Raw genomic sequence first — 23,763 nt, 5'->3', positions numbered from 1 at the left:
ATCCGTTCGGAGCACTGCTCCGGGTGGGCATTGGCAATGAGAATGATCAAGTGTCTTAAGGGCAATTGGTGGATGCCTTGGCATGCACAGGCGATGAAGGACGTGATACGCTGCGATAAGCTACGGGGAGGTGCGAATACCCTTTGATCCGTAGATCTCCGAATGGGGAAACCCACCTTAGATACTTGGAAAATCAGAGTGGCGGAGCGATCCGCTGCTGTGGTTTCCAAGTATCGTTTAAAGGTATCTTATCCTGAATGCATAGGGATAAGAAGCGAACGCGGGGAACTGAAACATCTAAGTACCCGTAGGAAAGGACATCAACCGAGACTCCGCAAGTAGTGGCGAGCGAACGCGGACCAGGCCAGTGACAATCGTGAGACAAGCAAAACCTTCTGGAAAGTTGGGCCATAGTGGGTGACAGCCCCGTATGCGTAATGCGAACGATTGTCCTCGAGTAGGGCGGGACCCGTGAAATCCTGTCTGAAAATGGGGAGACCACTCTCCAAGCCTAAGTACTCGTGCATGACCGATAGCGAACTAGTACCGTGAGGGAAAGGTGAAAAGCACCCCAACGAGGGGAGTGAAAGAGTACCTGAAACCGGTTGCCTACAAACAGTGGAAGCGCGCAAGCGTGACCACGTACCTTTTGTATAATGGGTCAGCGACTTAATGTGGCGAGCAAGCTTAAGCCGGTAGGTGTAGGCGCAGCGAAAGCGAGTCTGAACAGGGCGTTCAGTTCGTCGCATTAGACCCGAAACCGAGTGATCTAGCCATGAGCAGGCTGAAGGTAAGGTAACACTTACTGGAGGGCCGAACCCATATCTGTTGCAATAGATCGGGATGACTTGTGGCTAGGGGTGAAAGGCCAATCAAACTCGGAAATAGCTGGTTCTCCGCGAAATCTATTTAGGTAGAGCGTCAGCCGAATACCCCGGGGGGTAGAGCACTGGATGGGCTAGGGGGTCTCACCGACTTACCAAACCTAACCAAACTCCGAATACCCGGGAGTACTAGCTGGCAGACACACGGCGGGTGCTAACGTCCGTCGTGGAGAGGGAAACAACCCTGACCAACAGCTAAGGTCCCCAAGTTATGGCTAAGTGGGAAAGGATGTGAGGATCCCAAAACAACCAGGATGTTGGCTTAGAAGCAGCCATCATTTAAAGAAAGCGTAACAGCTCACTGGTCTAAATAAGGGTCTTTGCGCCGAAAATGTAACGGGGCTAAAGCCATACACCGAAGCTTTGGGCTTGCTTTGCAAGCGGTAGCGGAGCGTTCCGTAAGCTGATGAAGGGAGACCCGTGAGGGCTCCTGGAGGTATCGGAAGTGCGAATGCTGACATGAGTAACGATAAAGGGGGTGAGAGACCCCCTCGCCGAAAGTCCAAGGGTTCCTGCTTAAAGTTAATCTGAGCAGGGTTAGCCGGCCCCTAAGGCGAGGCCGAAAGGCGTAGTCGATGGGAATCACGTTAATATTCGTGAGCCTGGAGGTAGTGACGGATCGCGTGTGTTGTTTGCCCTTATCGGATTGGGCAGGCAGCGAAGCGGTCCCGGGAAATAGCTCCTCCTTATAGTCCGTACCCGAAACCGACACAGGTGGACTGGTAGAGAATACCAAGGCGCTTGAGAGAACTCTGCTGAAGGAACTCGGCAAAATGCACGCGTAACTTCGGGATAAGCGTGACCCTTCTTCGGGCAACCGGAGGGGGGTGGCACAGACCAGGGGGTAGCGACTGTTTATCAAAAACACAGGGCTCTGCGAAGTCGCAAGACGACGTATAGGGTCTGACGCCTGCCCGGTGCCGGAAGGTTAAGAGGAGAGGTGCAAGCTTTGAATCGAAGCCCCGGTAAACGGCGGCCGTAACTATAACGGTCCTAAGGTAGCGAAATTCCTTGTCGGGTAAGTTCCGACCTGCACGAATGGCGTAACGACTTCCCCGCTGTCTCCAGCAGAGACTCAGTGAAATTGAATTCCCCGTGAAGATGCGGGGTTCCTGCGGTTAGACGGAAAGACCCCGTGCACCTTTACTATAACTTTACACTGGCATTCGTGTCGGCATGTGTAGGATAGGTGGTAGACTTTGAAGCGCGGGCGCCAGCCTGCGTGGAGTCACCCTTGAAATACCACCCTTATCGTCATGGATGTCTAACCGCGGCCCGTCATCCGGGTCCGGGACAGTGTATGGTGGGTAGTTTGACTGGGGCGGTCGCCTCCTAAAGAGTAACGGAGGCGCGCGATGGTGGGCTCAGAACGGTCGGAAATCGTTCGCTGAGTGCAATGGCATAAGCCTGCCTGACTGCGAGACTGACAAGTCGAGCAGAGACGAAAGTCGGTCATAGTGATCCGGTGGTCCCGTGTGGAAGGGCCATCGCTCAACGGATAAAAGGTACGCCGGGGATAACAGGCTGATGACCCCCAAGAGTCCATATCGACGGGGTTGTTTGGCACCTCGATGTCGACTCATCGCATCCTGGGGCTGGAGCAGGTCCCAAGGGTATGGCTGTTCGCCATTTAAAGCGGTACGTGAGTTGGGTTCAGAACGTCGTGAGACAGTTCGGTCCCTATCTGCCGTGGGTGTAGGAATGTTGAGAGGATCTGTCCCTAGTACGAGAGGACCGGGATGGACGTATCTCTGGTGGACCTGTTGTGGCGCCAGCCGCATAGCAGGGTAGCTATATACGGAACGGATAACCGCTGAAGGCATCTAAGCGGGAAACCGACCTCAAAACGAGCATTCCCCGAGAGTCGTGGAAGACGACCACGTTGATAGGCCGGGTGTGGAAGTGCGGCAACGCATGAAGCTTACCGGTACTAATAGCTCGATCGGCTTGATCGTTCTCATTGCTTGTGCCCATCGCCAGCGCGATCGGCGGCAATCCAGCTTCTCGAATGAAAATGCTTTTCGCTGACCTGGTGGTTATTGCGGGGCGGCTGCACCCGATCCCATTCCGAACTCGGCCGTGAAACGCTCCAGCGCTGATGGTACTTCGTCTCAAGACGCGGGAGAGTAAGTCGCTGCCAGGTCTGCGAAACGCATTTTCGGCTTTCTCTTCATGACCTCGCCGCGAAAGCGGTGGCAGCCGCGCAGCCTCAGGGCCAGACGGCGTCCCATCAAGCTCTTTGCGGCCCACGTAAGGCAAGGCTTACGTAAAGATTGACGCGGGGTGGAGCAGCCCGGTAGCTCGTCAGGCTCATAACCTGAAGGTCGCAGGTTCAAATCCTGCCCCCGCAACCAAAATCCTACGCGTTACCAAACGCTTACGCGCCGCCCTCCGGGGCGGCGTTTGCGTTTTCACCACCCGTGGAAGCACTGTGGAAGCAAGAGGGGCCGAAGTCCTTCGTGCTTCCGGATGAGCCGCTGAGCTGCTGAGCTCAGCGTTCCTCGATGAAAACACTGCACTCCTTCGAGTGGGACATGAGATTGTCGATCCCCGCGGTCACGTCCCATCTCAAGTTGACTCTGGCCCCGTCGTCGACGGTCTGGATGGTTACGACGCGATCATGGAAATGACGGTCGCGTCCGGAGCGGTGATGGAGTTCGGGCGTAACCGAGACTCCGGAAGATCGCAGCTCAGCGCGCACCGCGTTCGACTGGGCTTGCGGCGTGTCCGGCTCTCCATGATCGGGATTCCACACGACCGCGAGCCGCTCTATGCCGACGCCCGCTGCGCCGACCGCAGCGACGAAGCTTGCGAGACGACGACGGTTGTGCGGGCGAACGCCGCACCAGGGATCCTCGATTTCGAGCGCGACACGGCGTCCCGCCACACCCTGGAAAAGCGGCGTGAGTGCACGGGCTGTTCCCGGCCGGAAGCGGAAGACGCGCAAGCGCTCGGTGAGACCAGCCAACGGCCCCGGCAGCGTTCGGACGCTGTCTTGAACAGAGGCGAGCCAGCTGTCGCCTGCTGAACATGAATACAGATGACTCACCCCCATGAGGGGGCCGTCAAGAGCAGCCGCCGCTTCCTGCTCTGCGTAGAAGGCATCCACGGAAGCCTCAGAACCGCGCCCCTTCAGAACGGACAGGCGAGGCGAATGCAACAAGGCGGACCTATCCAGCGTGCCGAAGCGAATCTGACCGGATCGCTCGTACTGTGCCAAAGCATAGGCAATCTCGCGATCAAGGCCTGTTGGTGTGCCCGCTTCGACTGCTCCCGGAGGAAGGAGGAAGAGCGCATGACGGTTCGCTGCTTCATCGAGCCAGTTTCTCAGTGCCCGGGCGCTTGTGATCGCTTCGGATCGATCTTCGGCGCCCCATAGGGTTGGCGAAGAGACGGCTACAAGCCCGGCTCCTTCCAGACGCACCCGCAGCGTAGCCGCCGCGGTCTGCGCTACCGGGACTGCCGCCTCGGGAGCATGAGAGGGGCGCCGTGTCGACTCCGCAAGCAGGCCGCGCAGCCAATTCAGCACCGGATGTCGATCAAACTGATCCCAATGAACCTGGTTGGAATAATCATTCAGGCACCGCGAACAGCTCGTCTCGCACGCTGAGCCTCGGGGGCAATCCAGGACCGCGATTGCTCGACCGAGCAGCACGCGTGCCGAGAAGCGAGAATCGTCGAGCAGTCGGCGGCAATAGCCGGCACCACCTGGGACTGAGTCCGATAGGATGACCAGCGGGGCCGCACCGAGTAGCTCAACGGTCGCGCGGAGGTCTCTTGGGTCGGTTTCAAGAATGTCCGCTGCCGCAAGTCTCAGTGCCTCTGCCAGCGTTCTGAGGAAGCCATCCCGGGCCGCCCGCCGTTCAGTCTCCGTGGGGCGATCAGAAAAGTCTGGGACCGGCTGATCGATTCGGATCCCCCGAAGATCCGTCTCGAAAACATGTGCGAGGTCCACGGGCCAGCGGAGGGATTCAACCCGGCACCGATCTCCGGTCCGCGGGTTCTCATGCACTGCCCGAATCTCGGCCCCGCCAAGCGCCTCTTGGGGCGCTGGTCTCGCGTGTTCGCAGGACGGGCACCAAAGATAGCCCGCCCCCAGCGGTCCGCGGTTCAAGACGAGCATCCGTCCAGGCTGACTCCCTTCTGGTGCGATAGCCGGCGCGAAGAAATGCGTGACGCGTGCTAGGTCTGAAACCTGGAAGTCTTCAGGGCGGGCTCGCGTTAGGAGGCGCGCTTCGTCGACGGGTCGAACTCTCAAGCGTGTCGCGCCCGGGTCTCTACCCTGCCGGTCGGCATATGAGGTCAGGAACCCGACGGGTTCAACGAAGGCACGGCGCGGGCCACTGGCCCGTGCGCCGCACTGAGGGCAATTCTCCCCAAAATCATCCCGCTCGTGATGTGTTTCTGCATGCTGGCACGTCGGACAAACGCGATGGAATCCACGTTCCATCCAGGCGTCGCCGGTGCCAACTGTGGCTCTCCGTGCAATGCCAGCGGACGTCCATATTCGGCCGCCGGCCACGACTTCGGCGCCCGGCGCATATTCAGCGATCGCCATTGCTGCGTCTCGATCGAGCTGCAGCGCTCGGTCATCTGAGGCAGTGCGAGCGCCGCGCTCCGTGACTATTTCGAGATGAATTGAATGCACGGGGAAGCTGTAGGTTGGGATCACAGCTGCACGCGACAGAGCCTCGACGAGGAAACGATCAAGATATCGACGCATGTCGCCCAAGCGGCCGTTCATTCGACCGGCAGCGCGGCTGCGCGCCTGCTCATTTGCCTCCGGATCATCGAGCGCGGCACGTGCCGTTTCGTAGGCTTCATTCAACTCACGCCAGCGAGCGGACGTAGCCCTGATCCAGCGCGTGATCTCTGCGCGCGCGTGTTCAGTCAGTTCCCCCGCGGCGAGGCCCACATGATCGAGCCTTGCCGGGAGTGTGGATGCCATTCCTTCGGCGACTGCGCGTGCGGCGACTCCTGCGTCCGAGGCGAACCATGTCGCAAGGTCGGCCAACAGAGCGGCCTCCGCCGACACGTCCAAGCGTTCGCCTAACACATCGCGCAGACGCGGGGCGCCCGTACGCTCATGGCCTGCAAGGCGACGATCCAGCCAGCCTGCAAGAACGCATGAGACTTGATGCCGCCGGAAAAAACTGGGGTTGTCCAACGTCAGGTAGGGAGCTGGCGGCAATGCCTCGAGGTAGCCGCGCAGATCGTTGAACTGTGCCTGATCGTACCTGCCGGACCTCGCCATCATCAACGCAACGGGAGCGGCCTGCGCGCGGCGACCAGCGCGGCCCGCGCGCTGTTGATAATTCGCGATGCCGGGTGGAACATTCCGGCAGAAAACCGCTTCCAGCTCACCCAGATCGACGCCCATTTCCATCGTCGTTGTGCAACTGAGCAGATTTACTTCGCCCTGCCGGAATCGCTCTTCGATCTCGGAGCGCTCCGTGGTCGAAATTGCCGCAGTGTGCTCCCGCGCGATCCCGCTGAGTGGCTGTCCTTCATAGCGAACAAGGTAGTGGTTGCGCCGACGCATCTCTGCCCGCTCCTCGGCAGATATGGGAACGGTGCGCCCAGTGCAGCGCCACGCTGTGCAGGCGCCGCCAAGATCGATCTGGCTGGACGCGCCGCAGCTTTCGCAGCGGCGCAGTTCTCCTTCCGCGGTCGCTGCGAATCTCATGGCGGCCAAGTTCAAGACATGACCATGCCCCCCGGCTAGCAAGAGGCGGTGCCTAGGGCGCGTCGCCTCCTCCCAGAAAGCAGAGAGAAGGTCTCTTGCTTGATCTTCCGGAATTCCGAGCTGATCGACGAGCACCCAAAGCGGTCGATTGGGACGTCCCGGCTCTGAGAGCAGCGTTCGCAGTCGGCGACTTTGGTGTGTTCGTGTCAGTGACCACGATATGTCGGCGCTTGCCAGCCCTTCTCCCCAAACCGACTCGTCCGTGAGGTCGATATTCTCTAACGTGTTGATTGCTCTCGTTTGCCGGATGAGATCGAGGAGAAAACGGACAAGAGTCGGCACCATACCTCGATACTCGGGCTGGACCCGTTCTGCCAGTCGCTGCGCGATCCTCGCGCTGCCCTCGTAATGGACAGTGATCAGGCCGAGCGATTCAAGCGATAGCCGGAGAGGGCCACCGCAGAGCTCGGCCGCGATCAGGGCCATCAGGCGGTCTTTCGCGGCGCTGCTGCTCAATGGTTCCGGATTGCGGCGGTCATAGAGCTTGAAGCCGGATCGCCGTAGCGACGTCCAAACACCATCCCGCAACCCCATGAGGTCCAGCGCTTCGTTGGTCTCTCTGCGCAGCGCTTGGACCATCGCTGCGCGAAGCGCCTGATCCCGAGCGGTACGCTCGAAGAATGGGGCGAAAAACGCCGCGTCCTGCCGGTTGTCGGCAAAGACGAGAAGATTTCGCCCCTGCATCGGTGCTTCGGATGACCGCGCCTGCGGCGGCGGCAGAGCCTCGAGCAGCGCCTGGGCCGTTACCGACGCGAGCGCATCGTCGCCAGGATGGATCGGGGTAACTGGCTCGGCGAAGCGTCCGCCGGTGGCTCCGCAGGAGAGGCATTTTCGGACATAGCTGCGACGCTCCTCGGCATCGTCTCGCATCGGCGCTTCGGCAAGGGAGAGGACGCCTTCCTCGGGGCGGTCGGCCAACTCGCCAGTGTCGGCGAAGAACTCAAAAGGGGGTTCGTCCTCGGATCCCTCGTCTTGCTCGTCAGAGTCAACTTCTGTCGCGGCCTCTCCCGCTCTGATCAACCTTAGAACCCGGCGCCTTGATCCAGGACTGATTTCGGGGCGCGGATGGAGCATAGTTCCATCATCCCATCCCTCGACATAGGGTTCGCCGCAGTTGCGGCAAACGAGAAGGGGATAGGCCGGGGCCTCAGCTATATGCATGCCATTGCGAGAAAGCCGGAAGTCCGACCAATTCTCGGCGTCGCTCGCAGACAGCCTCAGGGCCACACCCTCGACGCCCGAGGCGGCGAGATGAAAACGTGCTGGAAGAAGTGGAAACGCGCCGGGTACAGAAGGGCGAGCCAGAACACCAAGCGAGATCAGAGCCGTCAGAGCTGTCTGCGCCGTCTCTCCAGATTCCGATGGAAATACTCGCGCTGCCAGATCGGCGAAGGGCAGAGCTCTCTCCTTGAGCGCACTGGCCACCGCACGAACCTCTGCAATGCCGGCGAGCCGTGCAATGAGCCCTTCGCCGAATGGATGTATAGGGTTCAGGACCAGCGCATCGAGGTCGGCCTCCCGCATCGCCTCGTTCCAGTCCTCGGTCAGATAATCGGCATTGTCAGCCGCGAGGCATCCTTGCTCTCGCAACTCCGAGAGTACCCGTCCTGCTTCGACCCAGGCGGACGCGGACAGAGCTTCTGGTTCGGCACCGTCGACCAATGCTGGATGGAGTCGTCTTTCGGCGGTGATGACCGAACCGTCACCGCTCGGGAAGGGCTCCCCGAACAGGTCCTCCGCGAATCGCGCGAGTTCTTCTCGCCTCGCTGGGTCAAGGCTCGCGGACGTCCCCACACACCGAATCTGCCCTTGGGGTATGCCGAGACGCGCTTTCAGCTTTCGCAGGAGGAAAGCGACTTCGATTGCTTGGGCGCCGGTATAGGTATGGACTTCGTCGAGCACGAGCCAACGGACGTCCGCCCCGGCCAGCAATGCGCGGTTACGCGGCAAGAGCAGGATGTGCTCGAGCATGGCGTAGTTTGTGACGAGAATGTGCGGTGGGTTCGCCAACATTTCGCCCCTGGCTAGAAGCCAGTTCCGGGGAGCATGGCGCACGTCGGGGAAATCGGCCTGAAAAGTGGGCGTGGCCGTCAGTCGTACTTCCTCGTCCGACCTTGTCGCATCTGAGCGCACCTGCCCGGTGAAGCGCCCGAGTGTGATGCCGGGATCACCGAGATTTCGAAACAAGAGCCGTGCGATACGGTGCATCTGGTCGTTTGCGAGGGCGTTGAGCGGATAGACAAGGATCGTCCGAACGCCGGGCCGCTCCAGTTCTCCGTGACGCAGGAGATCGTCGATCAATGGGAAGAGAAAAGACTCTGTCTTGCCCGAGCCGGTGCCCGTTGCGACCAGGTAATTCTCGTCGCGCCCGATGGCTGCAGACTGGTGCAGGTGAAGCCGCCTGCGCCACAGGGATCGCCCTTCTTCGCTTTCGGAAAGCGCTGACCAAGCACCGTGCAATGCACCGGTAGCAACGAGTTCCTCGATGCTTCCGCCCTTCTCGAAGTCTGGCAAACTTTCGACGAACGGGCCGCGCACCAATGCCGAGCGCGCGCATGCGTCAGCGACGGCGCGTGAAAGTCGCGGCGCCCGTGCAGAAGAGACAGCGGCGGCTGTTGAGATGTAGCGCGCCAGCGTCGCGCCGAGGTCGTCCCTGAAACGGATTGGGTCGAGTTCGTTCATGGGCGTTCCTTGGCGATTTGCCAGAGCAATAGATGGAAGGCGAAAAGCTCTGGAGCGAGGCGCAACATAAAGGCGATGCTGGTCAGGGCTTGCCTTGGCGACATGTCCGCCCGCGTGGAAAGGCTTTCAACGTACTCGGACACCTCATTCAGGCGGCTTGCCCGGGCAAAGCCGGAAAGGAGCGCCGAGCCCCACAAATCGACCTGAGCCGGCTCCTCCGACTCCTTGCTGCGATGCGGAGCAGGTGGGCGAAGCTTCTCTGGCGCCAAGATCCAGGCTGCGTGCATCAAGCGCTGCAAGGATGCCTGACGCCGGCTGTTCGGCCCTTCTTCGGCCGTGTCCTCGACGAATAGACCGGCGGCGTCGAGCCGCTCGACAAGGCGCAGATGTGCTGCACGCCAATGGTCGGGCCCGAGCAATGGCGTACCACGCCAGAACCATCCCGCTGATGGATCGCCGTCGACCAGCGGCAGGTTTCTGAATACGCGTGCTGGGTCGAACCCCTCCAACCGCGTTCCCTTGTCGCGCGCCGCCTGCAGGTTCCGGAACGCGAGGTAGACCGTGGGATGAAGATGAGACAGCTCGCGAAGGCGCGCCGTGTCGAGTGTGGCGAGCGCTGCCATTTCGGCAACGCCGGGATCAATGGACGCCGCCAGTGAGGCGAATGCCTGCGGCGCTGCAGCGTATAGATCCGGAGCGAATTGCAAGGGGTGAAGGATTGGTACCCAGCCGGGGGCCGCGTGGTCGGGAGGCGGCAAGCAGGCCGCTCGCATCACCGCTCCGTCGCCGCCGTGAAGTTCTCGCAGCCGAAGACCGAGTTCCTGCCAGCGCGGCACCAATGTGCGATCCAGCGTTGGCCAGCACTCTGCTGCATAGCAATCCGACAGCCAGCGACTGAGGGCTTCGAACCGACGCTGAAGCTCTCCGTCCTGCACGAAGTCGTTCGCCGCCGGGTTGATAATAGCGATTGCGAAACAGTCGCCTCGCGAATTGCGCAGCGGTCGCCAGCCATCGCGCCCTTCGGGGCGGATCAGGAGCCGGGCCAAGCGGGGGCCGTCATCGAGCCAATCGGCGTCAAGCGTCAGTTCGAGGCCGTGCGCGTCGTTGTCGCTCACCTCGGCATGAAACCATTCCGGCCGACGGGTGGCCACCGGCCGATGCCGCAGCGCAGCTTCGGCGAGAACCACTGCTCCGGTTTCACCCTCAACCTCGACGGCCACTGCGTCCACCGGCTCTCCGAATTTTAGCTGCAGCCGGATCGCGCTACGAGCGGGAAGAAAGTTTATCCCCTGGGGGGCAAGTGCTGCGACCAGTTCGAACAACAGGACTTCCGAACCGTTTCCACGCCGCAGTAGCACACGTTCATCGGACGCAGGTGTCAGAAGATCACGAACAGCTAAACTACGGGTCAACCCGCCAAGGAACGGACGCTCTTCCCGCCTTCCGCGGATGACCAGTTGCGCCTTCTGATCAGGGCACCGGATGCTGATCGTATCGAAGCGATCATCTTCACCAACCGAGAGCCGCGTGCCAATCGGGAGTGGGGCAAGGCTGCCTTCTGCACGGCGCCTGGTTACGGAAACATCGGGCCAAGGCAGATCGAATGGAACATGAACGCCTTCGATCTCGAATACGGCCCGCGCAACGCTGTATCCGCCGCCGGGATCAAGACAAAGACGCCCTTGGTCGTCACGGCCGACATGGAGGCATTCGTCCTGTACGAGGTTACGGACCGGGCCGTCGCTATGGAACACGATCCCGTCAGAGTCCCGAAATCCAGGCCATACCCAGGCGGCAAGTCCGATCCCGGAGCCATGAACAGTGGCACCATCAGCGCTAGGTGCCATCAGTTCCATCCGAAGACGCACCGGGTCTGCTGCCTCAGTCTCTGCGAAGCCCGCTAGGACCTCTTCCATCCCGACATCGCCAAAACCGTCATCTGAGATCAGTACCTCGTTAAGCCGCGACTGCATGCCGAGCGCGACCCGTACCGCACGGGTCTCGGAGCGTCCCAATCCAGTTTCGATCCGAAGGCGTGCAGACTGCCCGTGTAGCACGCCCCGTGGACCGCTCGCGATTTCGGCGCCCGCCAGGGAAAGGCGTCTTCGTGGACGGGCCCTGACGCCTATTTGAACACCGTCGAGGTTGAGCGCCACAGGGCGGGGCCCAAGCATCGTAAAGCCAACATAACTATCGGTTTCTGGTTCAAGAGCGGGTTCGCCTGCTACGGAGAACGGCGCACGTGCCAGGATCGCTATGTCCGTTGAGTCCAGTTCGATCTCTACCGCCCCTCGCGGGATCTCGCGCAGGTAGTGGCCGGTCATCCTGTCGAACGCGGCACATCCTCCGTGCGCGAGGAGTTCGAGCTGGCCGCTCTGGCCAGAAATTTCCCAACGTATCTCGCGCGGCCAGGGCTGCGGAAGTGTCCAGTCTTCGCCACCACGCAAACGCAGCGGTCGTTGCGCCCCATCGAGCCACAGGCGAATACGTCCCTCGCTTCGAGGCAGTCGCAAGACAAGCCCCCCAGACTGCCAATGGAGCCGGGGCCGTGGTGCAAGTGCCTCGCTTCCTCCTCGACTTGATGTCGGCCGCGTTTCCTTCAGCCTCTGGTCAAAGACTTCCTTGAAACACCTCTCGAACTCGATCGCAGGGACGAAGGCCTCTGGATCTTGGCGTATCCGTGCAAACAGGGCGGCATGCCAGGCAGTCTCGTCCCAGAGGATCGCACGGCGAGGCACGATGACCGCGGGTGGAAGGAAATACAGGGCATCGTCCTCCCAGCGGTTGAGTAGCACGGTCGTTTCGACAGGCGGCGGACCAAATGCTGCTTCCTGTCTCAGAAACGCGTCGATCAAATGGGGAAGCTGCGCTTGGCTTACTCCGGCATGGAGAAGGTAGACGTCGACATCGCGATCGAACCCTCGAGTAGGCAACCCGAACCGGTCGCAGACGCCACAGAATGAGCTGAACAGCACTTTGCGATGCTGCTGGTTATCAAGCGGAACGCGAAGAGTATCGGCAATATGCGGGTACACCGCATGGCCGGTGTCTCCATATCCTTCGCTAAGAGAGTGAGTGACGAGCCATGCTGCGAGGCTTGGAAACTGGCGGAACAACACTTTCAGCCTGTCCGGCCGGCCGTCCAGAAACTGTCGCGTGCGCTCGATGGCTCGCACTCGCGCGGCTTCGTCCAGGGGGATAAGGCCAATGAAGGGCGGCGCCCCTGCTTCTTGGCGGCGTCTGTTGATCAAGAAGTCTGCGGTCCTGCAACCCAAAGCACACCCTTCCGTCTACAGTGCCCGCTGGCCGCGAGTCCGCTTCGCTGTTGATACTGTTGGGGATAAGGCGTAACAGTTCGCATATCCGCGAACAAGCGGATTGACAGGGAGAGCAAGCGATGAACCGGCCATGTCCGCCGACGGTGTGACCTTCGGCCAGGCGATCTCGAAGGCCCGCAAGGGACTCGGTCTCAGCCAGAAGGAGCTCGCAGCGCGCGTGATTAAGGAAGAGGGCGGCGGGTCGATATCCCCGCAGTACCTCAACGACATCGAGCACGATCGACGCAGCCCCACCTCGGGGCACCTGATCCGCCAGTTCTCCGGCATCCTGAACATCCCGGAGGACTACCTATATGCACTCGCAGGCCGGCTACCGGATGATCTGCGGCCGGATGCGTCCACTCCGGACAAGGTCGTCGAGGCCTTCGCCAATTTCAGGAAGACGTTGAAGGAGTAAGGAGGTTGGCATGGTAAAGATGATCCGTGACAACACGGGCCGCTTTGCCGAGCGACCCTTCTACGAGGCGCGGGATCTCGACAATGAATGCGAGCGACTGATCCAGGACCTTCTGCTGAAGCGCCGCAGGACGGTCGACTACCCCGTGGCGACCGACGACCTGACCGTGCTGATCGAGATGCACGGTGCGGACCTCGACCCTTACGCCGACTTGTCCGCGTATGGCGCCGATGTCGAAGGGGTGACCGAGTTCTTCCCCGACCGCGGACCGCAGGTCTCCATCTCGGAACGCATCGCGGCCGACGAACGGCGCGAGAATCGCTTCCGCACCACGCTCACCCATGAGTTCGGACACGTGAAGTTCCACGGGCCTCTCTGGGCGCAGAAGTTCGCCAACGGCGACCTGCTCGAGCGCGGCGTGAACGCCAACAAGGCGATCTCCAAGCGCGACAACATCCTGGACGCCCCGCAGTCCGACTGGATGGAATGGCAGGCCGGCTATATCAGCGGCGCTCTGTTGATGCCGGACACGCCGGTCCGTCGCCTCGTTTCCGACTACTGCAGCCCGCGCGAGCTGCATGGCGATATCCATGTTTCGACGGAGCATGCCGCGCGGCTGATCGAGATCGTCACAGAGCGGTTCGCGGTCTCCGAAGAGGCCGCCCGCATCAGGCTGTTGAAGCTGAACCTGATCACTTCGACACACGGACAGCCCTCGCTTTTCAGCCGTTGATCGCGAATCCGCGGAAGCGCGTATTTTTTCGATTGACTCCACTCTGGCGCGATATACGCTGATTAGCAGATCAGCCGATAAATGGAATCGCCAGAAAGGAGATCATGGTGACTGCACTGTCCGCCTTCCTTCGCAAGACGCCCGGCGAGGCGCTGCGCGAATACTTCGACCGGCCGGAGATCGGCCTGCCCACCGAGTTCGACTGGAGCGTGCCGGAGGCCGAGCTGTCGAGGCCGCTTCTCGGCGCCATCGAGAAGATGTCCCGCGTTCAGCGTGACCGAATTTCGAACGACGCCGAGCGCGTCCATGCACTGTCCGACGAGCCGGGGCAGGCCGCGATCTACAGCGTTGCGGACGATCCCGCGTTCCTCGACGGCCTCGCGAACCCGCATGCGCGCTCGCTCTGGATGTTCCTGAATGCGCAGGACCGGTTCCGCCATGCCGAGGAAGTTCGCTTCACCGAGGACCGCAGGCGCGGCCGGATGTGGGCGGGCTACATGACCGACGCGGGCTGTGTTGTGCAGCGCGATGCATCGGCCCGTCACGCCTTCATCTCCGCGATCAAGGAGTTCTCGGGCGCCGCCCATGCCCATGTCGACATCTTCGACCGGGTGAGGACGACCCATGAGGGCGACGAATGCGACCTCGTGCAGGTGACGATCTACCGCGAGGGACGGCCCGACGACTTGCTGCGCTTCGACGACAAGGGGTCTCTCGTGCGGCAGGCCTATCGTCCCGTCTTCGAGGCCGCGGTAACCTATGAGCCCGCGACCGGCGCCATCGAAGTGATCGCTAACGACAAGGCGACGCGGGGCGAGATCGTGAAGGCGACGGTCACGCACCTCCTCGGCATCGCGTTCAAGGAGAACCGTCTGCCGCTTCGGTGCTACGACCTTTCCGTGCTGCTGACGCCGTACGACTTCCCGGTCGACCCGGAGGACGGGATCGAAGGTGTCGAGGTGCGCGAGCTGCGCCTCATGCCGATCGACGACAGCAGCCGGAGGGTCACACTGGAGAACATGGCCCGCGCGGACGGTACCATCTGGTCTATGGCTGACGAGATGTTCCAGGAGCGCACGCCCTTGCGCGACGGTTTCGTCATCACGCGGGCCAAACTGGCGGTGAAGCTTGCCAAGCGCCCAGGGGGCGACCGCCGGCGCACACTCACGCTGTCGATCACCTGGCCCCACGGCTGCGACCTGAAGGATCGCACCGCGACCGAGCAGATGATCGGCGAGAAGTACCTGCGGCGCTGGGGGATCCTGGTCGATGACCTGCAGCTCTTCGAGGATTGATCTCGCCGCCCGCCGGCTGCTCTCGTCCATCGCCGGGACCCGCGATGCGCGGGTCTCGGCCATGGCGCTGGCGCATATGCGCGGCGCCGGAAAGACGCTGATGGATACCGGACTCCTCGTGCAGCGCGGCGGCGCAATGTCCGTCGTTGCCGAGGACGATCTGGACGACACCCCGACGTCCGTCATCGCCCACCCGATCACCGGCCAGCATGGGCATCTCGGCAACGCGGCCTGGCACGACGAACAGGCGAGCGCCCGCCGCCGGGTCTATGCGCTGGACATGGGAGTAGCAGCTCGGCGGGTGGTCGCCCGCCTCGACTGCTCGCTCGGAAAAGACCCGGTTTCGTACCTCCACGGCGCGGTGCTGGACTTCGGGACAGCACGGCTGCCGAAGCGAAGGGCACGTGTCGGGATCTGGGTCGCTCGCCGTCTGACGACACCGGCCGTGTTCGAGGAGTTCCGCCAGCTCGTTGCGCGCCGCCCGGCCGACGGGCTTCGTGTGGTCCTCTTTCTCGACCCTCCGGATCGGCATCGCTTCCGCTTCATCCGGGGCCACGAGTTCGTCGCGTTGGCAGACGTGGTCGATCATGAAGATGGGCTCGCCATCGCCCCGGAGGTCCTGACCGCCCGCCTGCTGAAGGGCCCGTCGCGCAAGGAACCCGTCTGGGTCTCCGGCGACGGCGGCGTGCTGATCGTGCATGGCAAGTGGCACGAGTTCACCGGCGGCAAGCAGAAGATCGCCGTCGCCATGCTCGCCGAGGCCTGGCTGGACGGGGATCCGGTGCTGCCCGTCGCGCGCATCCTCGAGGAGGCCGAGTGCGGTCCCTCCGTGAAGCGATTGAAGAATCTCTTCGACGGGCACCCCACGTGGCAGGAGGTCATCCGGGAGAGCGGCTCCAGCGCCTGGCTCGAGGTGTGACGCCACGAAATCACGACGATCAGGCCGTCCTTCGGGGCGGCCTTTTTTCGTTTTCGGGGGCCCCGATCTGCATTCCTCCCGTCTCCCCTCCATCCGCCCTCCCGATCTCCTCCCCTCGCACACCCCAGTCTCCTTCGCAGGCATTCGGCCAATCGCGAAGGAGACGACGATGTCAGTCACGCATCTCAACCAGGTCGAGCTGGCGGCTCGATGGAAAATCAGCCCGCGCACGCTGGAGCGCTGGCGTTGGACCGGTGAGGGCCCCGCCTTCATCAAGATCGGGGGCCGGGTCGTGTACCGGCTCGAGGATGTCGAGGCCTACGAGGCCAACCGGCACTGCTCGAGCACGGCCGACAAGCCCGCCGTGAAGCTGGCGTGATGGGGGTAGCCATGACGATCCCCAACCGCATCACCCTCGACGATCTGTCCTCCATGTCGATCGACGAGCTCATTGCCCTCTCTGGTGAGCAACTGGCGCTCGCAGAAGACGAAGCCTGTGAGCGGCTGCGCGCCGCCAAGACTCTTTACGACTGGATCGCGGGGGCCATCGCGCTGAAGTACGGCGAGCAGGCGCAGGCCGCCCGCCGCGCGGAAGGCAAGGACACCGGCACCATCCGGCTGCAGGACGGCCCGGTCACCGTGGTCGCCGATCTCCCCAAGCGCGTCGATTGGGACCAGGCGATGCTCGCCGGTCTGGTCGAGCGCATCCGGGCCGATGGCGCCGATCCCGCCGACTACGTCGACTTCGCGTTCAGCGTGCCCGAGCGCAAGTACACCGCCTGGCCCACGGACATCCGCCAGGAGTTCGAGCCCGCGCGCACGGTTCGCACCGGCAAGCCCAAGTTCCGGCTGCTGCTCGGCGAGGAGGCCCGCTGATGGCCATCTCGCTCGCATCCATGCAAACCTCGACGGCTCTGCGCCCGCCGCGCGTGCTGATCCACGGCGTCGCCGGCATCGGCAAGTCCACCTTCGCGGCGTCCGCCGACGCACCTGTGTTCGTCCTCACCGAGGACGGTCTCGGCAAGCTGCAGGTGCCGCATTTCCCGTTGGCGACGAGCTACGCGGAGGTCGCCGAGGCGCTCGACGCCCTGCTCGACGAGGACCACCCCTATTCGACGGTGGTGGTCGACAGCGTTGACTGGCTGGAGCCGCTGATCTGGGCCGAGGCCTGCCGGCGCAATGGCTGGCAGTCGATCGAAAGCCCCGGCTTCGGCAAGGGCTACGCCGAGGCGCTGACCATCTGGCGCGAATACATCGACAGGCTGAATGCGCTCCGCGACCGGAAGGGCATGGCGGTCATCCAGATCGCCCATACCGACATCAAGCGCTTCGACAGCCCCGAGCACGAACCCTACGACCGGTACGTGATCAAGCTGCAGGCCCGCGCCTCCGCGCTGCTGCAGGAGCACTCAGACGTCGTACTCTTCGCCAACTACCGGATCTCGGTCAGCAAGTCCGACGTCGGCTTCAACAAGAAGGTGACCCGGGCGCTCGGGTCCGGCGCGCGCGTCATGCACACCGAAGAGCGCCCCGCCTTCCTCGCCAAGAACCGCTACGGCCTGCCGGAAACCCTCCCGCTCGAGTGGTCGGAGTTCCTGGCCGCCATGCCCCAATCCGCCTGATTACGACTGAAAGGACAGAACGATGGCACGTTTCGACAGCGCCTTTGACGCCACCGGCATCGAGCCCACCACCGCCTACGAGATCCTGCCCGCGGGCAAGTATCGCGCCCAGATTGTCGAGAGCGAGATGCGCGTCACGAAGAACGGGATGGGGCAGTATCTCTGGCTGATGCTCGACATCCTCGAAGGGCCGCAGCAGGGCCGCAAGGTCTTCGACCAGCTGAACCTGGTGAACGCCAACCCGACCACGGTCGAGATCGCGCAGCGCACGCTGTCGGCGATCTGCCACGCCACGGGGAAGCTGCAGGTGAACGACAGCGAGGAGTTGCACCTGATCCCGATGACGATCCAGGTCGGCGTGAAGCCCCCGAAGGACGGCTACGGCGAGCGCAACACGATCCGCTACCTGGTGCCGGAGGCCCCGGCGCAGGCGACCCCGCCCAAGCCCGCCTCGACGCAGCCGGCCAGCGCGCCCGCCCAGGCGACCGCCCGCCCGGCCACCGCGCCCTGGAACCGCAAGAGCTGACGCCCTCGGCCGCCGCGGGCTGACACTCGGCTCGCGGCCCGGACATCGCCAGACCCGAGAGACCGACCATGACCAACACCACCGACGCGGCCTGCGCGGCCGCGAACGCCCCCGGCTTGCCTGACGACACGCGGCGCCTGATCGAGATCGAGGACGCCATCGCGAAAATCCGCACGCAGATCGCGACCGCCGATCTGACGCGGCAGCGGACAGCGAAGCCGATCGACCCCGACTGGTTTCACCGCGCGCGCACGGCGCTGCGTCACCTCAATCGCGAGCGCGCCGAGATCGTCGCCCGTCAGGGTGGCCGCCGCCGGCGCGAACGGCTCAAGGACATGATCATCGCCATCCTGCGCGAGCGCCATGACGGCGCCGCCTGGACGGCTGTGCTGGCGGAGGCGCGGGCGCGGCTCGAGCGGGAGGAGGCGTGCTGATGGCCGAACTTCCCGAACCCCCGACGCCGACCCTCTCCGCGATCTACGCTTCCTACGAGGCCCGGCAGGGCGACGGCTTCCGCGACCACCTTGGCGCCTCGCTGATCGGCAAGTCCTGCGCCCGCGCGCTCTGGTACGATTTCCGCTGGGCGATGCCCGCGCGGCACACCGGCCGTATCCTGCGGCTGTTCGAGACCGGCCAGCTGGAAGAGGCGCGGCTCGTCCGCGACCTGCGCGCCACCGGCGCGACGGTGCTGGAGGTCGATCCCGAGACCGGGCGGCAGTTCCGCGTCGAGGCGCACGGCGGTCATTTCGGCGGCTCGCTTGATGGTGTCGCGCTCGGGCTGCTCGAAGCGCCGAAGACATGGCACGTCGTCGAGTTCAAGACGCATTCCGCGAAGAGCTTTGCCGAGCTGATCGCCAAGGGCGTCGCGCTCGCGAAGCCCCAGCACGCCGCGCAGATGCAGGTCTACATGCACCTGACCGGCATCACTCGGGCGCTCTACGTCGCGGTCTGCAAGGACACGGACGCGCTGCACATAGAGCGCGTCCCGGCTGACCCCGCGATGGGCGAGCGCCTGCTGGAAAAGGCGCGACGGATCATCTTCGCCCAGCACCCGCCCGAGCGGATCAGCGCGGATCCTGCCTGGTTCGAGTGCCGGTTCTGCGACCACCACGGGCTCTGCCATGGCGAGGAGGCCGCGGCCGTCACCTGTCGGTCCTGCCTGCATTCCACGCCCATCGAAGGTGGCTGGCACTGCGCGCGTCACGACCGGCTGCTCGACCCGGCCGACCAGCGCCGCGCCTGCGCCCGGCACCTGTTCATCCCCGATCTGGTCCCCGGCGAGGTGACCGACGCAGGCGAGGACTTCGTCTCCTACCGCATGCGCGACGGCTCGGCCTGGACCAACGACGCCCGCGAAGAGGAGGCCGCCGCATGCTGACCCTGCGCCCCTACCAGCAGGCCGCGATCGCCTCGATCTACGGCTATTTCGAGAAGGAGAGCGGCAACCCGCTCGTCGTGATCCCCACGGCCGGCGGCAAGAGCCTCGTCATGGCCGCCTTCATCGACGGCGTGCTCAAGGCCTGGCCCGACCAGCGCGTGCTCGTCGTCACCCATGTCCGCGAGCTGATCGCGCAGAACCATGCGGAGATGCTCGGGCTCTGGCCCGAGGCGCCGGCGGGCATCTACTCGGCCGGACTCGGCCGCCGCGACGCGCGGGCCCGGATCCTCTTCGCCGGCATCCAGTCGATTCACGACAAGGCGACGCGCATCGGCCATGCCGATCTGGTGCTGATCGACGAGGCCCATCTGATCCCCGGCCGGTCGAACACCATGTATCGCCGCTTCCTGACGGACCTTCAGGCGATCAACCCGGCGCTGAAGGTGATCGGGCTGACAGCGACGCCCTTCCGGCTCGACAGCGGCATGCTGCACGAGGGCGAGAATGCGCTCTTCACCGATATCGCCTACGAGGTGTCGGTCCGCGACCTGATCGATCAGGGCTATCTCTCCCCGCTCATCTCGAAGCAGACCAAGACCCGCCTCGACGTGACCGGTGTGGGATCGCGCGGCGGCGAGTTCATCGCGCGCGACCTCGAGGACGCGGTCGACCAGGACGCCATCACACGCGCGGCCGTGGCCGAGGTGATCGCCCATGGCGAAACGCGCCGATCCTGGCTCGCCTTCTGCTCGGGCGTTCGCCACGCCACCCATGTCGCCGAGGAGTTCCGCCGCCGCGGGGTGAGCTGCGCCACCATCTTCGGCAAGACGCCGAAGGACGAGCGCGACGCGATCATCGCCGCCTTCAAGCGCGGCGAGATCAGGGCGCTGGCGTCGATGGGCGTGCTGACGACGGGCTTCAACGCGCCGGCCGTGGATCTGATCGCCATGCTGCGGCCTACCAAGTCGGCCGGGCTCTATGTCCAGATGGCCGGACGGGGCACGCGGCTCGCCGAGGGCAAGGAAAACTGTCTGGTTCTCGATTTCGCGGGCAATGTCCGCCGGCATGGTCCCATCGATCTGGTGCGGCCGAAGCGGCCGGGCGGTCCGGGCGACGGGCCGCCGCCCACTAAGATCTGCCCGAAATGCGGGACCATCGTGGCCATCGCCGCCCTCGAATGCCCCGACTGCGGTTTCGAGTTCCCCGGCCGCGAGGTGAAGCTGGAGCCGACCGCCTCGACGCTGGAGGTGCTGTCGACCGGCAAGCCGCAATGGGTCGCCGTCACGGATGTCATCTACAGCCGCCACGAAAAGCGCGGCGGGCGGGTCTCGCTGAAGGTCACCTACCGCTGCGGTCTCGCCTTCCATACGGAATGGGTCTGCTTCGAGCATGAGGGCTATCCGCGCCGGAAGGCCGCGAGCTGGTGGCGCGAGCGCGCGCCCGCGCTGGAAGTGCCCGAGTCCATTGGCGAGGCGCTCCTGCTGGCCGACCGGTTGCGCCGCCCCACCGAAATCGCCGTCCGCCCCGCGGGCCGCTTCACCGAAATCACCGCCTACAGGTTCGCCCCATGCCTTACAGCCGTGCCGGGCTCTGCGCCGTCTGCCACCGAGAACCCGGAGGCTGGGGCTGGTTCGACGCGCGCTTCCGCGTCTCCGACCCGCGGCGCGACACGAGCCTCAGAGACCTCTGCAGCCGGGCTTGCCAGGACATCTGCCACCGGAGGTCGGGCATGATCGATCCGACCCCCAATGAGACGGCGGCCATGGTCGAGGGCGGAAAGGCTGGCGGCGCCTATCTCGACAGCCTCGGCCGGACCGATCTCGCCCTGCTGAGCGAGGAGGAGTGGGACACCTTCGTCGAGGTGATCGTCACCGGCTACTGCGACCACCTTCGTGACCTGGCCGCGAAGGACCGCGCGCGGCTCGACGGCATGATCCCGGAGGTGCCCTTCTGATGGCGGACACCTCGTGGATGGCGCGCGTGGGCGCGCGTCTCGTGACCAACGGCTACGCGATCCTGCCGATCGCGCCCGGCACCAAGAAACCCGGCCAGTTCGCTCGCGCGGCTTGGCACGACTACCCGCAGTGGAACCGGCATGCGAGCCGCGCCACGACCGAGTTCGAGGTCACGACCTGGTCGACCTGGCCTAGCTGCGGCGTCGGGATCGTCGGCGGCGCGGTCGCCGCGCTCGACATCGACGTCGCCGAGGATGGCGAGCTTGCGCTGCGCATCGAACGACTGGCCCGCGAGCGGCTGGGCGACACGCCCGCGCTCAGGATCGGCAAGGCACCGAAGCGGCTGCTGGTCTATCGCACGCGAGAGCCCTTCGCCGGGATCCGGCGCGCGCCGCTCGAGGTTCTGTGCCTCGGACAGCAGTTCGTCGCCTATTCCGAGCATCCCGACACCGGCCAGCCCTATGCCTGGCCGGACGAGGGGCTCGCGGATCTCGACATCGAGAGCCTGCCCGAAATCGACGCCGACCGGGCGGCAGCGTTCCTCGACGAGGCGCTGGCGCTGATCCCGCCCGAGCTGCGCCCGAAGAGCCTCGGTGCGAAGGGCGTGAACGGGGCCGGACATCCGTGTCTGCCCGCCCATGCACAGGCTGGCACGCTGGCGGCGATCCGGAGCGCGCTCGCCTGGCTGCCAAACGCCGAGCTCGACTACGACAGCTGGATGCGCATCGGCATGGCGCTGAAGGGCGCGCTTGGCGAGGAGGGCGCGACGCTCTTTGCCGACTGGTCGGCGCAGGCGGCCAAGAACGACCCGGCAGCGACGGAGAAGGCATGGACGAGCTTCAAGCCCGCGCGGATCGGCGCCGGCACGATCTATCACCTCGCCATGGAGAAGGGCTGGCGCCCCGATCCCGACCTCCTGCTCGACGGCAGCCAGAAGGCTTGTGCGGCCGACGAGCATCCCGCGGCGGGCCTCTTGGCGCGGCTCGCCCAGCCCGAAGCCCCGATGCCGATCCTCACGCCTGCGCCGTCGTTCACGTTGACGATCCCGGGCGGGCTCGTGGGCGATCTCGCGCGTTATATGATCGACACTGCGCGCAGACCGCAGCCGCTTCTCGCGGTGGGCGCCAGTCTCTGCGCCCTCGGTGCGCTGATGGGGCGTCGCTACCGCACGACGACCGACCTGCGCACGAACCTCTACATCGTCGGCATCGCGGACAGCGGATCGGGCAAGAACCACGCCCGCGAGGTCGTCAACGAGCTGTTCTTCGCGGCGGGGCTAGCGCACCACCTGGGCGGCAACAAGATCGCCTCGGGCGCGGGGCTCCTGACTGCGCTCCACCGTCAGCCGGCGATCCTGTTCCAGATCGACGAGTTCGGGATGTTCCTCTCGGCGGCGGCCGACCGCAAGCGCAGCCCGCGCCACATCACCGAGATCCTCGACAACATGACCGAGCTCTACACTGCGGCCAGCGGGATCTTCCTCGGCGCGGAATACGCCAACCGGGACGGCTCGAACGAGCGGCGCGACATCGTACAGCCCTGCCTCTGCGTCTACGGCACGACGACGCCACTGCATTTCTGGGGGGCGCTGCAGGGCGCCAACGTGGTGGACGGCTCGCTCGCCCGGCTCATCATCCTGCCGAGTGAGGAGGACTATCCGGACGAGAACCGTAGCGCCGGGCTCCGGAGATCGCCCCGGCCGCTGATCGAGGGGCTGCAGCGGCTCGCCGAAGGCGGCGGCCAAGCCAGCGGCAACCTCGCCGGCCGGACATCCGGACCAGAGACCGCGGTCGATCCGATGACCGTGCCGATGGACGACGAGGCGCAGCTTCGCTTCGACGCGCTCCGCGACGAGATCACCGCCGAACTCAGAGCCGCGGCCGGCACGTTCCACACGCCGATCCTCGCCCGGATCGCGGAAAACGCGGCCAAGGTCGCGCTCGTCCTGGCCGTGGGGCGGGATGCGGTCCATCCCGTCATCCGGCTCAAGGATGCTGTCTGGGCGATCGATTTCGTGCGCCATTTCGCCAGGCGCACCATCGACGCCGTCGAGCGCCACGTCGCCGACACCGAGACAGAGGCGCATCTGAAGCGGGTGCGCGAGATCATCCGCAAGGCGGGGTCGGCAGGCGTCACCAAGTCCGAGCTGACCCGCGCCTCGCAATGGCTTCGGGCGCGCGACCGCGACGACATCCTGCTCACGCTGGTTGAGAGCGGAGACATCGTCACGGTCGAGCAGGAGACCGGGGGTCGGAAGGCCATGCGCTTCCGGGCGCTGCGGTGAGGGC

At 64.2% G+C, this 23,763-nt stretch carries 15 protein-coding genes, 1 tRNA gene and 2 rRNA genes; 16 read left to right on the top strand and 2 right to left on the bottom strand.

Annotation, left to right across the window (positions count from 1 at the left end; all coding sequences use genetic code 11):
• The first annotated feature begins 44 nt into the window (after positions 1–44).
• From FQ775_RS15870 to FQ775_RS15860, 3 genes are all read left to right on the top strand, one after another.
• A 23S ribosomal RNA gene (locus FQ775_RS15870) occupies positions 45–2,839 on the top strand.
• Between the two features lie 73 nt (positions 2,840–2,912).
• Positions 2,913–3,027 (top strand): 5S ribosomal RNA (gene rrf, locus FQ775_RS15865).
• Positions 3,028–3,161: 134 nt separating this feature from the next.
• Positions 3,162–3,238 (top strand) — tRNA-Met (locus FQ775_RS15860).
• A 137-nt stretch (positions 3,239–3,375) separates the two neighbouring features.
• Here the strand turns inward: FQ775_RS15860 and FQ775_RS15855 are convergent.
• Positions 3,376–9,312, bottom strand: coding sequence for a DEAD/DEAH box helicase (locus FQ775_RS15855; RefSeq protein ID WP_146300135.1), 5,937 nt, complete (start codon positions 9,310–9,312; stop codon positions 3,376–3,378).
• On the bottom strand, positions 9,309–12,563 hold the full coding sequence (locus FQ775_RS15850) for a hypothetical protein (RefSeq protein WP_146300134.1): 3,255 nt from the start codon (positions 12,561–12,563) through the stop codon (positions 9,309–9,311). Before FQ775_RS15850 ends, FQ775_RS15855 begins: the two co-directional genes overlap by 4 nt.
• A gap of 157 nt (positions 12,564–12,720) precedes the next feature.
• Between FQ775_RS15850 and FQ775_RS15845 the strand changes: the two genes are divergently transcribed.
• From FQ775_RS15845 to FQ775_RS15785, 13 genes are all read left to right on the top strand, one after another.
• Entirely contained in the window at positions 12,721–13,047 is a 327-nt protein-coding gene (locus FQ775_RS15845; RefSeq protein WP_146300133.1) for a helix-turn-helix domain-containing protein, read from the top strand.
• Positions 13,048–13,057: 10 nt separating this feature from the next.
• Positions 13,058–13,780 (top strand): ImmA/IrrE family metallo-endopeptidase, encoded by a 723-nt coding sequence (locus FQ775_RS15840; protein ID WP_146300132.1) that lies wholly within the window; start codon positions 13,058–13,060, stop codon positions 13,778–13,780.
• 107 nt (positions 13,781–13,887) lie between these two features.
• Positions 13,888–15,075 carry a hypothetical protein gene (locus FQ775_RS15835; RefSeq protein WP_146300131.1) on the top strand — a complete coding sequence of 396 codons (1,188 nt, stop codon included), beginning with the start codon at positions 13,888–13,890 and terminating at the stop codon, positions 15,073–15,075.
• Complete coding sequence (locus FQ775_RS15830; protein ID WP_146300130.1) at positions 15,050–15,994, top strand: hypothetical protein; 945 nt, start codon at positions 15,050–15,052, stop codon at positions 15,992–15,994. The genes FQ775_RS15835 and FQ775_RS15830 overlap by 26 nt, the downstream gene beginning before the upstream one ends.
• Before the next feature lie 169 nt (positions 15,995–16,163).
• Positions 16,164–16,373, top strand: coding sequence for a helix-turn-helix transcriptional regulator (locus tag FQ775_RS15825; protein WP_021096360.1), 210 nt, complete (start codon positions 16,164–16,166; stop codon positions 16,371–16,373).
• Between the two features lie 11 nt (positions 16,374–16,384).
• The gene (locus tag FQ775_RS15820) at positions 16,385–16,870 is read left to right on the top strand and encodes a hypothetical protein (RefSeq protein ID WP_146300129.1); all 486 of its coding nucleotides are present in this window, start codon (positions 16,385–16,387) and stop codon (positions 16,868–16,870) included.
• A complete protein-coding gene (locus FQ775_RS15815) occupies positions 16,870–17,616 on the top strand; it encodes an ATP-binding protein (protein WP_146300128.1) in 747 nt (248 codons plus the stop codon). Before FQ775_RS15820 ends, FQ775_RS15815 begins: the two co-directional genes overlap by 1 nt.
• 22 nt (positions 17,617–17,638) lie before the next feature.
• Positions 17,639–18,142 carry a DUF669 domain-containing protein gene (locus FQ775_RS15810; protein ID WP_146300127.1) on the top strand — a complete coding sequence of 168 codons (504 nt, stop codon included), beginning with the start codon at positions 17,639–17,641 and terminating at the stop codon, positions 18,140–18,142.
• Positions 18,143–18,210: 68 nt separating this feature from the next.
• Complete coding sequence (locus tag FQ775_RS15805) at positions 18,211–18,576, top strand: hypothetical protein (RefSeq protein ID WP_146300126.1); 366 nt, start codon at positions 18,211–18,213, stop codon at positions 18,574–18,576.
• Entirely contained in the window at positions 18,576–19,520 is a 945-nt protein-coding gene (locus tag FQ775_RS15800; protein WP_146300125.1) for a PDDEXK family nuclease, read from the top strand. The genes FQ775_RS15805 and FQ775_RS15800 overlap by 1 nt, the downstream gene beginning before the upstream one ends.
• The gene (locus FQ775_RS15795; RefSeq protein WP_146300124.1) at positions 19,514–21,253 is read left to right on the top strand and encodes a DEAD/DEAH box helicase; all 1,740 of its coding nucleotides are present in this window, start codon (positions 19,514–19,516) and stop codon (positions 21,251–21,253) included. Before FQ775_RS15800 ends, FQ775_RS15795 begins: the two co-directional genes overlap by 7 nt.
• A complete protein-coding gene (locus FQ775_RS15790) occupies positions 21,250–21,474 on the top strand; it encodes a DUF6511 domain-containing protein (protein WP_021096367.1) in 225 nt (74 codons plus the stop codon). Before FQ775_RS15795 ends, FQ775_RS15790 begins: the two co-directional genes overlap by 4 nt.
• Positions 21,474–23,759: a PriCT-2 domain-containing protein gene (locus FQ775_RS15785; RefSeq protein ID WP_146300123.1), complete on the top strand. Its 2,286-nt coding sequence runs from the start codon at positions 21,474–21,476 to the stop codon at positions 23,757–23,759. Before FQ775_RS15790 ends, FQ775_RS15785 begins: the two co-directional genes overlap by 1 nt.
• Positions 23,760–23,763 lie beyond the last annotated feature (4 nt).

The organism is Nitratireductor mangrovi (assembly GCF_007922615.2).
Classification (GTDB): domain Bacteria; phylum Pseudomonadota; class Alphaproteobacteria; order Rhizobiales; family Rhizobiaceae; genus Mangrovimarina; species Mangrovimarina mangrovi.
Note: the sequence above shows the minus strand (reverse complement) of the source record. Positions and strands in the feature narration are given on the sequence as shown.